This window comes from Pseudomonas sp. B3(2017), assembly GCF_002113595.1.
Classification (GTDB): Bacteria; Pseudomonadota; Gammaproteobacteria; order Pseudomonadales; family Pseudomonadaceae; genus Aquipseudomonas; species Aquipseudomonas ekonensis.
In genome coordinates this window covers 114,701-127,860 of record NZ_NEIU01000007.1, presented here as the reverse complement: position 1 = coordinate 127,860, position 13,160 = coordinate 114,701, and the positions used below count along the sequence as shown (strand labels likewise).

At 65.7% G+C, this 13,160-nt stretch carries 8 protein-coding genes and 1 pseudogene; 2 read left to right on the top strand and 7 right to left on the bottom strand.

The annotated features are described in order from the left end of the window. Positions 1-27 precede the first annotated feature (27 nt). Entirely contained in the window at positions 28-2,139 is a 2,112-nt protein-coding gene (locus tag CAG33_RS12590; protein WP_085638634.1) for an autotransporter domain-containing protein, read from the bottom strand. A gap of 385 nt (positions 2,140-2,524) precedes the next feature. On the opposite strand from CAG33_RS12590, the pseudogene CAG33_RS12585 reads away from it, so the two are divergent. Beyond that, positions 2,525-2,829: pseudogene (locus CAG33_RS12585) on the top strand (helix-turn-helix domain-containing protein). A 3-nt stretch (positions 2,830-2,832) separates the two neighbouring features. Here CAG33_RS12585 and CAG33_RS12580 read toward each other — a convergent pair. The 3 genes from CAG33_RS12580 to CAG33_RS12570 are packed head-to-tail and all read right to left on the bottom strand — an operon-like array spanning position 2,833 to position 4,598. Continuing rightward, on the bottom strand, positions 2,833-3,504 hold the full coding sequence (locus CAG33_RS12580) for a GNAT family N-acetyltransferase (RefSeq protein ID WP_085579137.1): 672 nt from the start codon (positions 3,502-3,504) through the stop codon (positions 2,833-2,835). Positions 3,505-3,516: 12 nt separating this feature from the next. Beyond that, the gene (locus CAG33_RS12575) at positions 3,517-3,963 is read right to left on the bottom strand and encodes a GNAT family N-acetyltransferase (protein WP_085579135.1); all 447 of its coding nucleotides are present in this window, start codon (positions 3,961-3,963) and stop codon (positions 3,517-3,519) included. Positions 3,964-3,974: 11 nt separating this feature from the next. After that, the gene (locus tag CAG33_RS12570; RefSeq protein WP_085638805.1) at positions 3,975-4,598 is read right to left on the bottom strand and encodes an FMN-binding negative transcriptional regulator; all 624 of its coding nucleotides are present in this window, start codon (positions 4,596-4,598) and stop codon (positions 3,975-3,977) included. Between the two features lie 92 nt (positions 4,599-4,690). Here CAG33_RS12570 and CAG33_RS12565 point away from each other — a divergent pair, with 92 nt between their 5' ends. Continuing rightward, positions 4,691-6,241, top strand: a complete 1,551-nt coding sequence (locus CAG33_RS12565) for a PLP-dependent aminotransferase family protein (RefSeq protein ID WP_085638631.1) — start codon at positions 4,691-4,693, stop codon at positions 6,239-6,241. 18 nt (positions 6,242-6,259) lie between these two features. Here CAG33_RS12565 and CAG33_RS12560 read toward each other — a convergent pair whose 3' ends face one another. The 3 genes from CAG33_RS12560 to CAG33_RS12550 all read right to left on the bottom strand — a co-directional run bounded on the left by CAG33_RS12560 (position 6,260) and on the right by CAG33_RS12550 (position 13,129). Then, complete coding sequence (locus CAG33_RS12560) at positions 6,260-10,867, bottom strand: DUF6543 domain-containing protein (RefSeq protein ID WP_085638628.1); 4,608 nt, start codon at positions 10,865-10,867, stop codon at positions 6,260-6,262. Between the two features lie 139 nt (positions 10,868-11,006). After that, positions 11,007-12,107, bottom strand: coding sequence for a polyamine ABC transporter substrate-binding protein (locus tag CAG33_RS12555; RefSeq protein WP_085638626.1), 1,101 nt, complete (start codon positions 12,105-12,107; stop codon positions 11,007-11,009). Next, entirely contained in the window at positions 12,104-13,129 is a 1,026-nt protein-coding gene (locus tag CAG33_RS12550) for a histone deacetylase family protein (RefSeq protein ID WP_085579127.1), read from the bottom strand. Before CAG33_RS12550 ends, CAG33_RS12555 begins: the two co-directional genes overlap by 4 nt. Positions 13,130-13,160: the final 31 nt, after the last annotated feature.

Sequence of the window (13,160 nt, the reverse complement as noted above, 5' to 3'; positions counted from 1 at the left end):
CCCGCAGAACAGATCGGGCCGGCGCCGTCAGAAGGCCATGCGCCATTGGCCTGACACGCCGTGCCGACGGCTGCGGTGACCGATATCGCCGCTGTAGCCCACGCCCAACGAATGTCTTGGCGAAACGGCCAGGTCCAGCCCCGCGTCCAGCGTCAGGTTGTTGCGGTTCAACGCTGTGCCTTTCACGGTGAAGTCCCTGCTGCCGGCCGCCAGTTTCTGGCGGGTGTGGCTTTGGACGTCGCCGTAGGTGTGTTTCCACCCGGCGCTGAACCGCGGCGTCAGTTGCAGGCCGTCCTCCAGTGCCTTGACGTAGGCAAGGCGCAGCCCAAGGGTGCTGCTGACGTTCTGTTGCGTCTGGCCATGGACCTGCAGCGAGGCATCGCCACCCTTTTCGGTATGGCTGTCGCGCCGATAGCGTTGAATGCCGAGGCTGGCAAAGGGTTCGGCGCTCAACCGGCCTTGGCCGAGGTTGTAGCCGAGCTCGGCAAAGGCCTGACCGGTGTGCGCCTCATATTTGCCCTTGGGTCGGTCGCTGAATCCGTTGTAGGTGACGCTGCGGTTACTGGCGCCGGCATGGTTGCCGTAGGCAGCGCCTAACCGAATGGTCATCGGCCCGCTCTGGCGCAAGGCGTAGGCCCCCAGGTGCCAACTGTCGAGCCGGCCCTCGTACTGCCGCCCGTCCAGTCGGGTTCGCGACTGCCCTCCGAGCACTCCCAGACGCCAATGCTCATCCGCTGCCCAGTCCGCCCCCAGCAGCAAACCTTGGGTCGCATGCCGCAACGTACTGGCGCTTTCGCTGCGATCCAGCGTGCCGCCGTCGCCGAGAGCCTGCAGCCAGACACGGCTGCCGGTTTCGCCGCCGTTGGCCAGGAGCGGCGGGTTGCGCTCCACCGAGGGGCCATCGCCCGTCTGGCGCATGGCGGACAGCAGACTGGCGCCGACCGGTGCGACACTGCCCAGCGTCGCTCCCGCCAGGTTGGCGTTGCCGCCGGCGGACAGTTGTTCGAGGGCATGGGATGCGGTGATCCGGTTCGTGGTCAGCAAGGCTTTGACGGCGGTGTTGCCTGGGGCCGTCGCTCCTGCGGTGACAATGCCCGGGCTGGCCGGCGCCGATGGACCAGGCGCCTCGGGGGACGTCGGTGGCCCGTCGGTCCCGGCAGGCTGTTCGGCGACCGGGTCTTGAGGGACAGTGTTTTGCGGCATGCCCGGATCGAGTGCTGGCTCCTCGATGCTTTTGGCGAGTTCGCGCCCGTTTTCACTGGCGGCTGCGTCATCGAGCGGAACATCGTTGCGGGCATAGGTCAGGCCGACCGTCTGACCGGTGTAGTTCACGGTTGGGGTCATGAAGGCCAGATCGCTGGTGACCTGACCGAATTGGCCCTCGACCAGGCTGGCCTGGATGATCGTATGTTGGCTCGTCTGCGCATAGTCGCCCGGCGCCGCGATGATGTTCAGGGTCGCGTCGCCGAGGCGGGCGGTGCCGCCGACATTGATTGTTTCGCCGACGTTGGCGGCGTCGATTCCATAGGCCAATACGGCCGTCTTTTGCAACTCGAGATCGCCCCGCACCCGAGGCGCCCCGTGAAGCGCGTTGACCTCCAGCTTGCCGGCAACCAGCAGATGGCCGGCTTCGCCGTTGCCGCGCAAGGTCGCTCGCCGATCCACCGAGACCTGGCCAAAAATGCTTCCCCGGTTGTTCAGCGTGGCGTTGTCCGCGACGAAGGCGCCGCCGGGGAAGTCGCCCGTTCCGGTCAATGTCCATTGGCCGCGCTTGATTCGCACATGATCGAAGTTGCGGCTTTCCCCGAGTTCGCCGACGTTGGCCGTGTCGAGCGTCATGGCGTTGACGCCTTCGCCGCCGTCGACGATGCCGTCGAACCGGCCTTTGCGGCTGACATTGACCAGATCGTTGGCGTCGCCCAGTTTTCGCGCGATGCCGTCGGAGCCGGATTCCGGCCGGATGACCGAAGTCGCTTGCGTGTCCGGATCCTTGAGATAGCTGTCGATCCGCGCCTTGTGCTCATCGAGCGGCATGAGTGCGGCGGGAAGGTCCTGAGCCGCCGCGTAACCGGCATGGCCGAGGGCGACGGCGACTGCCAAGGCCACGCAGTGTGGGCGAAACGTAGGTCGGTTGAGCATCGGGTTCTGCCTCGCTGGAAAGGAGGCCAAACTCTAAAAGTCGATGCCGGTGCGCCGATGCCGGGCGATTCTGCGTGTCGTGCAGGGGATGGAATCCGGTTTCGTAGCCGGGAGGAGGATGATCGGCCGACGTTCGTCATTTCACCCAGCGACATGACGCTATTGCCTACGGTCGGTGCTGAAACTTCGATTGGCGAAATGTCAGAAGCCCATCTACCGAGTGCGATGGTGATGCCCTGAATGCATCTGCATTGTTTTGCGTTTTTTACGACGAGAAACAGCCACATCTGCATTTTGTTGCAGATCTGGGGGCGCTTGGCGCCCAACGAACGCATTACAGTTCACCTACAAAACTGGGGCAGTATTTGAATATGTGGGATCTGAAATGAGCATGACTGTCGTCGAGCGCACAGTGCTCATCGAAAGCATTCAGCAGCGCTGGCCCAAGGAACCTTGGAGATCGGCGAAGCCGTTCGCCGTTTGCGCGTGGAAGTGACCGGATTGCACCAGACCCAGTTCGCGAAGATGTGCAGGATTTCGGTGCGCACGCTGGTGCATATCGAGCACGGGGAAGGCAATCAGACGCTCAAGTCGCTGAATGCCGTGTTCCGCCCGTTCGGGCTGAAGATGGGCGTGCTGAGGATCCGCAGCGATGACCACTGGCCCCGCAGCACACCCGATGCAGGGTAAGCCTTATGCGCGACACTCGGCCAGGCCCTTCACCTGCCCCGACGCCGTCTGGTTTTCGTCGCTCAGCCAACGCTCGAACCCTGCCGCCACCGCCGGCCATTCCGAGTCCAGGATCGAATACCACGCCGTGTCGCGGTTCTGGCCCTTGACCACCATGTGCTGGCGGAACACGCCTTCGAAGGTGAAGCCCAGGCGTTCGGCGGCGTATTTGGAGCGGGCGTTGGCGTTGTTGCACTTCCACTCCAGGCGGCGGTAGCCCAGGGCGAAGGATTCCTTGGCCAACAGGTACACCGCTTCGGTGCTTTTCGGCGAGCGCTGCATCGGGGCGCCGAAGGTGACGTGGCCGATTTCGATGCGGCCCTGGGCCGGCACGATGGACATCAGGCTGAGGATGCCCTGGACCTGGCCGCTGGCGCGGTCGATCACGCTGAAGAAATACGGGTCGCTGGCGGCGGCGTGATGGTTCAGCCAGTCGTTGAACGCGCTGCGTTGCGGGAAAGGGCCGTAAGGCAGGTAGTCCCACAGTTTCGGATCGGCGCCGGGGCCTTGCAGGGCGTTGAACAGGTCATCGCCATGGCGGGCCGGGTCGAGTTTTTCCAGGCGGATGAAGCGCCCTTCGATCAGTGTGGTCGAGGGGGGCGGAACGCCTTTCCAGTCAGCGAGCGGGGTGGTCATGAAGGTTGATCCTCAAATGGCTTTGCGAAACTGGATGAAGCCCGGACGCTCGGCGATGCGCTCGTAGAGGCGGATCGCCGTGGCGTTGGTTTCGTGGGTCAGCCAGTGCACCTTGCAGCAGCCGTCGGCCTTGGCCGTGGCGTAGACGTGTTCGATCAGCAGACGCCCGACGCCGGTGCCGCGGGTTTCGGGCGCCACCAGCAGATCCTGCAGGTAGCAGGAGTTCTCGATGCTCCAGTTCGAACGGTGGTAGATGAAATGCACCATGCCGACGGCTTTGCCGTCTGCCCAGGCGAGGGCCGCATGGGTCGGTTCGGCGGGGTCGAGGAAACGCTGCCAGGTGCTCTGTGTCACGGCGTCCGGCAACTCCGTTTGGTAGAAGCGCAGGTAGGCCTGCCACAGCGGCAGCCAGGCTGAGTGGTCGTCGGCGGTGACCGGGCGGATGTCGATCTGACTCATGGTGAGGATCCTTAGCGCATCAAGTGGGCGAGGGTGCGGTCGGTGAAGTCGGGACTGGCGGTCAGCCCTTCGCGCACGCCGGCGATGTCTTCGGCGCTGCGGTTCTGGCTGAGCTTGCGTTTGCCTTCGAGGCGGTCGATGGGGATCGCGAAGCCGACGATGGCCTTGAGCATGCCGTCGATGTAGTCGGCGGGGGCGTCCTCGACTTTCCACGGTGTGGGGCGGTTCGCTTCATGGCGGTCGGTGAGGGTGCTGACGATGTCGAGCAGACGTCCGCCGTCGCTGAAGGTCTCGGCGTGGCCGTAAGCGTGCACGGCGATGTAGTTCCAGGTCGGCACGACTTTGCCGTGCTCGGCCTTGCTCGGGTAGAACCCGGGGCTGACGTAGGCGTCGGGGCCGGCGAAGATCACCATCGCTTCGGCGCCGTCGCGCAAGTCTTTCCATTGCGGATTGGCCTTGGCCAGATGACCGTACAGCGTGCCGTGTTCGCCTTGTTCACGATGCAGCAGCACCGGTACGTGGCTGGCCTGCAGACCTTGCGCCCCGTGGGTGACGAGGATGGCGAGGCGGGTGGCGAGGATCAGTTCGTGCAGCTGGGAGAGGTCGTCGACGGCGAAGGCGCGTGGCGTGTACATGAAGAAAATTTCCTTGGCGGTTGCCTGCATCCTAGGCAGGCTATTGGTCTGTTGTAAGAGCCACTCACGACCAATTTCATGGAGCCATTGCCATGGCCACCGAGCCGTTGTCCTTGTCCTTCAACCCGGCGGGCATCGAACTGGACCGACGCCAGGGCCTGAGCCGTCAGCTGTACCAGGCGTTGCGCCTGCGGGTGCTGGACGGGCGCCTGGCCAGCGGCATGCGCCTGCCGGCGAGCCGGGATCTGGCCGCCGCGCTGGGAATCTCCCGCAACAGCGTGGTGCGGGCCTACGATCAGTTGTATGCCGAAGGGTTCATCGAAGGGCGGGTCGGCGATGGAACGTACGTGGCGCAGTTGCCGCAGGCGTCGCTCTCGGCGGAAAAGTTTTCCACAAAAGTATCCACAGGGTTTTCAACAAGCTTACCCACAGCCTTATCCACAAAATGCGAAGATTTTCCTGGGTATTTATCCAGCAAAGTTATCCACAGCGCTGCCTTGGCACGGGTCACGGAGAACCATTTGCCGATGCCGCCCAGCGGGCCGCCCAAGGCGTTCCGCGTCGGCATTCCGGCGTTCGACCTGTTCCCGTTCGAGGTCTGGGCCAAGCTGAACGCGGGGTTCTGGCGCAAGCCCGACCTGCATCAGCTGTGCTACGGCGACCCGGCCGGCGATGCGCGGCTGCGCGGGATGATCGCGGCTTACCTGCGCAGTTCGCGTGGCATGCAGTGCACCGCTGAACAAATTGTGATCACCAGTGGCGCGCAACAGGGAATCAGCCTTTGTGCACAGTTGCTGGTGGAGCCGGGCGACGGTGTGGCCATCGAGAATCCGGGCTACCGGGCGGCGGGCCACGCTTTTGCGCTGGCCGGCGCGAACCTGCACGGGGTGGCGGTGGACAGCGAAGGCATTGACTGCGGCGGGCTGGAGCGGCTCGGCGATTGCCGGCTGGCCTACGTCACGCCTTCGCACCAGTACCCCAGCGGCGTGGTCATGAGCCTGGCCCGGCGCCTGGAGCTGCTGGCCTGGGCCGAACGCACCCGAGGCTGGATCGTCGAGGACGACTACGACGGCGAATACCGCTACCGCGGCGCGCCGCTGGCACCGTTGGCGGCGCTCGACCGTCACGGCCGCGTGCTGTACGTCGGCACTTTCGGCAAGGTCGCGTTTCCGGCGCTGCGCCTGGGCTATCTGGTGCTGCCTGTGGGGCTGGTGCAGGCGTTCGCGCAGCGGCGCGCCGTGGACGTGCGGCACTCCGAGGTGAGCACCCAGGCGGTCATGGCCGAGTTCATGGCCGCCGGCCACTTCCAGCGGCATATCCGGCGCATGCGCCGCGCCGCCCTGAGCCGGCTCAACTGTCTGCAGGCCCATTGGCCCGCCGGCATCCGTGGCGTCGGCCCGTTGCCCGACGTGATGGCCGGCCTGCACCTGACGGTGCCGGTCGACAGCATGGCGCGCGAGCTCGAACTGGTCGAAAAGGCCCGAAACGCCGGCGTCGAGGTCAACGGGCTGAGCGGTTACTGGCTGCCCGATCCGTCACCGCCGGCGGATCGGTGCGCCGGCCTGGTGCTGGGGTTCGCGGCGGTGCCCGAGCCGGCCATAGAGGCTGCGCTGGCACGTCTGGCCACGGCGTGGCGCGATTGACGCCGTGTGCCCTGGGGCTCAAGGCCCGGGCGGGGCGGGCGAGCGGACCTTCAGAAACAGGTCGATCGCCTCGGGCTTGATCAACCGGCGCAGGGCGTTGTCCACCTCGTCGAACGTGCCCAGTTCCTGGCGCGCCGCTTCCGGCAGGGATTTGAGGTACTCGTCGGCGGGCTTGAGGTGGGCGACGGTGAACCCGCCTTCGGCGTCGGTCACGTTGGCGTAGTGGAAGTGAGCGACCCACAGCGGCTTGTTCTGCTGTGTCTTGTCGAGCACGCGGTACTCCTGGAACCAGTCCTTGCGTTGCCGGGTCCTGATGCGGCCGCGCGGGTCTTTGACGATGTTGACCTGGCCGTGTTCATGCAGCCATTGAAGGTAGGTTTCCCGGGGTTTGCGTCGTTTGATCATGTCGCCGTAGATCCGGATGCCTTCCCGATTGCATTTGGCGGCCGCCGAACGTAGATCCTGGCTCAGCCTGCTGAAGGCGTAAGGCGTGTTGCCCGACGCGCTCATGCGCCCGTAGGCCGCATCGACGTCCTTGGCCGCCTGCTGAAGGCGGACGGCCTGTTGGTCGAACAGATCCTTCATGTCCGCAGGAATGCGCCGGGGCCGCCGGGAATCCGCGCTTGTGTGCTTGATGAAGAGATCGTTGTCGTCGTACAGCGAACGGCCCCGTTCGAGGATCTGACCGTCCTCCGCCGGAAGGGGCTGCACGGTGCGGCGAACGGGAGCCTTGAAGACGGGCACCTTCTCGACCGGGGTCGGTTTGGGCGCAGGGCCTGCCCGCACCGCCTCAAGAACCCGTGGCTGCAGCCTGGTCACTTTGCCGAGGGGCCTCGAGGTCGACGGCCCGGGATCCAGCCTGGCCATGGCGGCCAACGGAATCTCCTCCGGTTCGGGCAGCCGTTCGAGCAGGCGTTTGCGCGACAGTTCGAGGAACTCGGTGACCAGCCCCTGAATCCGGCGGAAGCGGATCGGCTCCAACTGCCCGGGCGAGTCGGCGAGCAGTTCCCGCAGACGCCGGTCACAGGCTTCCAGGCGATCGACCAGCGCGGTGGCCTCCTCCATCTCTTGCAGGGGCGTGACCGCCGTTTCGGGATCGGCGCTGCGCCCGGCCAGCGCGTGGCCCGCGATTCCCGCTTCGTCGAACACGGTCATGACACTCTGGCGCAACGCCTCGGCGTCCTTGCCCGGCCCGTCGATCAGGCACAGTTCGGGGGACATGCCGATCTCATTGCCGAGAAAGTCATAGCGCGACAGTGTCGGGCGCAGGTCGCGCAGGCCCAATGCGGTCTTGCGGGTCTGTCCGGACTCTTTCATCAGCCGATCCAGCGAGCTGTCTAGCTGATCGAGCTGTGCGACGATTTCGTCGCTGATGGCGATGGACCGCCGTATGTTTTCGATCTGCTCGGCACGGGGCAAGGGCGGCGATTCCGCCGTCTGGCGGATCAGCGGTACGACCTGTTGGGCGTACTCGCGCAATTTCATCCTCATCCAGCCGTTGATGAATCGGTGCTGTTCGGCGGTGAGGCGCATCAATTGCGCTTCATAGAACTTGCCGGTGCCTCCGGCGGTGCGCCAGGCAAGCAGGTCGGTCAAAGCCTGGGTGTAGCCGTTGGCGAGACTTTCGGATTGCGTCAGGTAGGCGGCAATGGCCTGCGGCGACATCTCCGATGTCAGGTCATGGTCCTCGGAAGGCACCAGGATCTTTTGCAAGGCCGCCTGCTGGGTGGGTTCCTGTGCCCAGAACGCCTGCAGCGCGGCCCAGGCCTTGTCCCGCTCAGCGGCTTTCTTTTGCCGCAGCGCCGCGATCTTGCTCGTCGGCTGGCCGCCGCGCAACCTCAGCCTGAGGTCCCAGACCCAGCGGTTTTCCGCCGCGTCGAAGCGGATGGCCAACCCTGGTCGGCCGGCATCTTCGGGGTCGGTCACCCAGGTGGCCCCATCGCCGTCGGTGCGCACCTGGAACCAGCGTTTGCCCACCTGGGCGTAGCGTTTTCCTCCCGCCCCGTACAAACGGTCTGCGTCCGGGGTCGATGCTGCGGACAGCTCCGGTGCCGCCTGCAGCCGGTCGATGAATTGCTCGAACCGCGTTCCGGAGGCGGTGCGCACTCCGTTGATCGGTGCCAGGTCGCCAAGGTGGGCCTCAGGCAGGGCGGCTTGCGGCAGGGGCGGATTCTGGAAGACCCTCGCCTGCACCGGTGAGCCTGGTGCTTCGATCAGGGCCGGCTCCGGCAAGGGTTCGGCCTCGGTGCCCTTAACCGTGGGGCCTGCAAGCCGGAGCCGGCTCCACGCCATGCGGTGGGTCAGCAGGATGCTCAGCGTCAGCAGCACATCGCCGGTGGACGACCATTGCACCACCGTATCGCCGCGTTCGTGGGCTTCGAGGGCCTGCTGGATCTGGCTGATGCCTTGCCAGACCCAGACGGCGGTGCTGGCCGGGCCGCTGAGGAAGCTGGCGGCCACACCGAACATCGCCCAGCCGCTCTCCACCAGCAGTGTCCGGCGCCGTTCGGCGTTCGAGGTCGACTGGCGGTCGGCGAGGCTGACCAGTGCCCGGCTGTGGTCGTTGTACAGCGCGGTGGGGATATCGCCCGCAAACGGCGCGCCGGCCAGCTCGATCGAGGGGGACAGGCCGAGGTGGATGAACGGCTCGAACGCCAGGTCGACGATGGTGCGCGGCGAGGGGATGCCGTTGGGAAACACGTACTGGGCGTACTCGAAGCTGCGCTCCTCGTCGGCCAGCCAGGCGAGCACCGAGTCACGCAGTTCGCCGGGCTGGTGGAAGGCGTACAGCATGTTCTGCGCGGACTCGAACTGGAGCAGCGAGCGCTTCATCAGGGGCCGGTACAGCAGGCACGGCTCGCTGCGGCCCTGGTCCGGGCCGATGACGTACATGCCGGTGACGGTGTCGGTCCCGCTGCCCAGCCGGAACCGCGGCAAGAACGCCAAGGGCCGGATCTGCACCGGCCAGTCGGCGGGCGGGGTGCTGCCGGCCATGGATGCCGCCAGCCGGCAGATCTGCCGGTATCCCCGTTCATCCACGCTGCCTTCGTGCTTGAGCTTGCACTCCAAAGCCCGCAGTTGCAGCAGGGTCGGCAACTGAAGGCAGTAGAGCCGCCTGTGGCGCCGGGCCCGCTCCGGGTCGTCGATCAGGGTGCGCTTGACCAACTGCGGGTAGATTTCGCCGACATCGACCTTTTCGGCGATGCGTGTCAGAAACGCTGGCGTCATCCAGTCCGGCGTCGCCGACCCGTCGGCGTAGGCGACGGCCGCCATGTAGGGGGGCGTGTTGCTCAGGGCGAACTGGCCGAGGGTCTGGACGCTGCGCTCGAACGGCGAAGGCAGGAAGAGGCCGCCGACCTCGAAGCTTTGGGTCACGGTGATCCGCACGTCATCCAGGTGCAGCGCCGCAGCCGTGTCGCCCTTTCGTTCGGCAACGATGGCTTCGCGCATTCGCCGTTGGGCGTAGGTCTGTATCGACGGGAGGCCTGCGGGGTCGAAGGCGTCCTCGGCCTCCTCGTGCAGCAGGCCCAAGGTGTTCAGGCATGCGCTGTAGGTCTGGATGTCCTCCAGCGAGGCGGTCGACAACCATGGCGGCATCGCGTCGGCCAGTTGGGCGATGCGTTGGTTGTCGCGGGGGCTGAGGGTGCGGATCTCGGTCTGGCGCGGCGCGAACCGGGCCTCGGCCGAGCGGCTGGCCGGGTCGAGCGCGTCGATGGAGTCGAGCTGGCAGTTCACCAGCGCCCAGGCCATGGCGTCGAAGACGTTTCCTTCCGGCTCGTAGAGGCGCCACTTCAGGCTGAAGCCGCCGAGATTGACGTCGATCCGTTCGGGCAGCACGGCACCCAGCTGCTCCATCGAATCGAAGGCTTCGTAACCGTCGGAGACGGTGTACATCACGATCAGTTCGCGGTCGCCGCAGTTGGCGGTCAGCACCAGCGCACCGGGTGACATCAGGTGCCGGGTGTCGAAGGAGTCGGCGAAATCGAAGGCATAGTCCAGGTCCGGCAGGCGGGCGCGGACATTCGACAGACCGCTGTCCTCCAGCGGACGCGAGGCCTTGTCGGGGAACCTTGAGACCAGGCGGCTCAAGGCGCATTGATCCGTATCCCAATCGTTGACCGCGCCCACGTCAAGCGCGGCCCTGAGCATGTCGGACAGCCGTTGCCAGCGCGGCAGCGCACCGACGGCCTCGTTCCAGTAGTCCAGCTGGGATTGCTGGAAGTTCGTGAAGATCTGCGGCGCCTGCTCGTTGAGCAGCGCCGTCAGTGCATCCATGCCGACGGGCAAGTGGACCGGCTCCTGGGCATAGGGCGTCAGGGTCAGGAAATGTTCGCCTTCGATGTAGTTGGCGCTGTTCCGGTCAAGGGCCAGGCGCACCAGTGCATGGCTCAGCGATTCGAAGTGGCTGCTGCCGCTGACCAGCGCGCCGTTGCGCTCGTGCCAGACCGGGGCCATTACCACCGCCACGTCCGGATCGATGTCGAGGTCGGGAAAGCGCTGCTTCAGTGCGTCGCGCAATTGTCGTGTCGTGGCGGCATGCAGGGTCGGGCCGCGGCTGATCTGTTCGATCACGTGGCTTTTGTTCTGCAGCAGCGGGACGGGCGTTTCTGTCGGGGTTTCGCTCATGGGTCGCAACCGTTGGGAGGCCTGTGGGGAATCTTGTTCGCTGCCACGGTATCCGTGCCTCGGACGGTGCCTGCGGTAGCCGGTTACCGCAGGCAAAAAAAAGACCCGCACGGGGCGGGTCTTGTCGGTTGGAGCCGGATCAGGTGCCGGACTTGATCCGGATCCAGGCCCGGGTGCGGGCGCGCTCGGCGTCGCGGGGCAGCGGCTGCAGGGTGTAGAGCGTGTTCATGGCCGCGTCGGTCGGGTACAGGTTGGGGTTGTTGCGGATCGCCGGGTCGACCTGTTGCGTGGCGTCCTTGTTGGGGTTCGGGTAGCCGACGAAGTCGCTGACCGGTGCGATCACCTGCGGCTGCAGCAGGTAGTTGATGAAGGTATAGGCGTCCTGCGGGTTCTGCGCGCCCTTGGGGATGGCGAGCATGTCGAACCAGATCGGCGCGCCTTCCTTGGGCAGGCGCATGTCCACCACCACGCCGTTCTTCGCTTCCTTGGCGCGGTTGGCGGCCTGGGAGAAGCTGCCCGAGTAGCCCACCGCTACGCAGATGTCGCCGTTGGCGATGTCGGCCATGTACTTGGAGGAATGGAAGTAGGTGACGTACGGACGGATCTTCAGCAGCAGCGCTTCGGCCTTGGCGTAGTCCTGCGGGTTCTTGCTGTTGGGGTCCAGCCCCAGGTGCTGCAGGGCCAGCGGCAGGATCTCCGACGGCGAGTCGAGCAGGGCGACGCCGCACTGCTTGAGTTTGCTGATGTTCTCTTCCTTGAAGATCAGGTCCCAGCTGTCCACCGGGGCGTCGTCGCCCAGCACCGCCTTGACCTTGGCCGGGTTGAAGCCGATCAGGATGGTGCCGTACATGTACGGCACGGCGAACTTGTTGCCCGGATCGTTGGCCTCGATCAGCTTCATCAGTTTGGGGTCGAGGTGGTTCCAGTTCGGCAGACGGCTGCGGTCCAGCGGCTGGAACACCCCGGCCTCGATCTGCTTGGCCAGGAACACGTTGGACGGCACCACCACGTCATAGCCGGAGTTGCCGGTCAGCAGCTTGGCCTCCAGCGCTTCGTTGGTGTCGAAGATGTCGTAGACCAGTTTGGTCTGGGCGTTCTGTGCCTTGAAATCCTCCAGGGCCTTGGGGGTGATGTAGTCGAACCAGTTGTAGACGCGCAGGGTGCGTTCTTCGGCGTGGGCCGCGCCGCCGAGCAGCGCGGCGCACAGCGCGCAAGCGATGAGGGTCTTGAGGCTGTTCATTGTTCGAAGCCTTCGAGCACGTTCACCGCGTTGATGCCGATTTCCTCCACGGCGTAGCCGCCTTCCATGACGAACAGCGTCGGCTTGCCCAGGGCGGCGATGCGCTTGCCCATGGCCAGGTAGTCCGGGCTGTCGAGCTTGAACTGCGAGATCGGGTCGTCCTTGAAGGTGTCCACGCCCAGGGACACGACGACGATGTCGGCGCCGTAGCGCTCGATCTCTTGGCAGGCCTGCTCCAGCGCGGCGCTCCAGACGTCCCAGCCTGCGCCGGCCGGCAGCGGGTAGTTGAAGTTGAAGCCTTCGCCGGCGCCTTCGCCGCGCTCGTCTTCATAGCCGAGGAAGAATGGGAACTCCGCCTCCGGGTGGCCATGGATCGAGGTGAACAGCACGTCGCTGCGTTCGTAGAAGATCGACTGGGTGCCGTTGCCGTGGTGGTAGTCCACGTCGAGGATCGCGACTTTCTTGTGGCCCTGATCGAGGAACGCCTGGGCGGCGATGGCGGCGTTGTTGAGGTAGCAGTAGCCGCCCATCAGGTCGCTGGCGGCGTGGTGTCCCGGCGGACGGCACAGGGCGAAGGCGCTGTGGGCGCCGCGCTGGATTTGCGCCTGGGCGGTCAGCGCCACCTGCGCGGCGCTGTAGGCCGCCTGCCAGGTGCCGGCGGTGATCGGTGCGCCGCCGTCGAAGCTGTAGTAGCCGAGCTGGCCGTGCAGGCTGGTCGGCTTCACCTGGCGCAAGGTGCGCGCCGGCCAGGTGTAGGGCAGCAGGTCGCCGTCGGTGTTGAATTCGGTCCAGCGCGTCCAGGCGCCCTTGAAGAAATCGAGGTAGTCGCGGCTGTGGATGCGGGCGATCGGCTCGAGGCCGAAATCCTTCGGCGCCTGCACCGGGCCCAGGTTCTGGTGCCTGACCCGTTGCAGCACGTGGTCGGCGCGGGACGGCATCTCGAAGCACGGCTTGAGCTGGCCGTCGATGAGTTCGCAGCGGCCGTGGTGCAGGTGGTGGTCGTCCGAGTAGATCGTCAGCATTTGTTGTTCTCCGCAGGGCTGATTCGGTTGA

Excerpts from the sequence above, each read along its gene's own strand:
- CAG33_RS12570 (WP_085638805.1), bottom strand. The coding sequence starts at position 4,598 with ATGTACACGCCACGCGCCTTCGCCGTCGACGACCTCTCCCAGCTGCAC.
- CAG33_RS12575 (WP_085579135.1), bottom strand. The coding sequence starts at position 3,963 with ATGAGTCAGATCGACATCCGCCCGGTCACCGCCGACGACCACTCAGCC.
- CAG33_RS12580 (WP_085579137.1), bottom strand. The coding sequence starts at position 3,504 with ATGACCACCCCGCTCGCTGACTGGAAAGGCGTTCCGCCCCCCTCGACC.
- CAG33_RS12590 (WP_085638634.1), bottom strand. The coding sequence starts at position 2,139 with ATGCTCAACCGACCTACGTTTCGCCCACACTGCGTGGCCTTGGCAGTC.
- CAG33_RS12560 (WP_085638628.1), bottom strand. The coding sequence starts at position 10,867 with ATGAGCGAAACCCCGACAGAAACGCCCGTCCCGCTGCTGCAGAACAAA.
- CAG33_RS12565 (WP_085638631.1), top strand. The coding sequence starts at position 4,691 with ATGGCCACCGAGCCGTTGTCCTTGTCCTTCAACCCGGCGGGCATCGAA.
- CAG33_RS12550 (WP_085579127.1), bottom strand. The coding sequence starts at position 13,129 with ATGCTGACGATCTACTCGGACGACCACCACCTGCACCACGGCCGCTGC.
- CAG33_RS12555 (WP_085638626.1), bottom strand. The coding sequence starts at position 12,107 with ATGAACAGCCTCAAGACCCTCATCGCTTGCGCGCTGTGCGCCGCGCTG.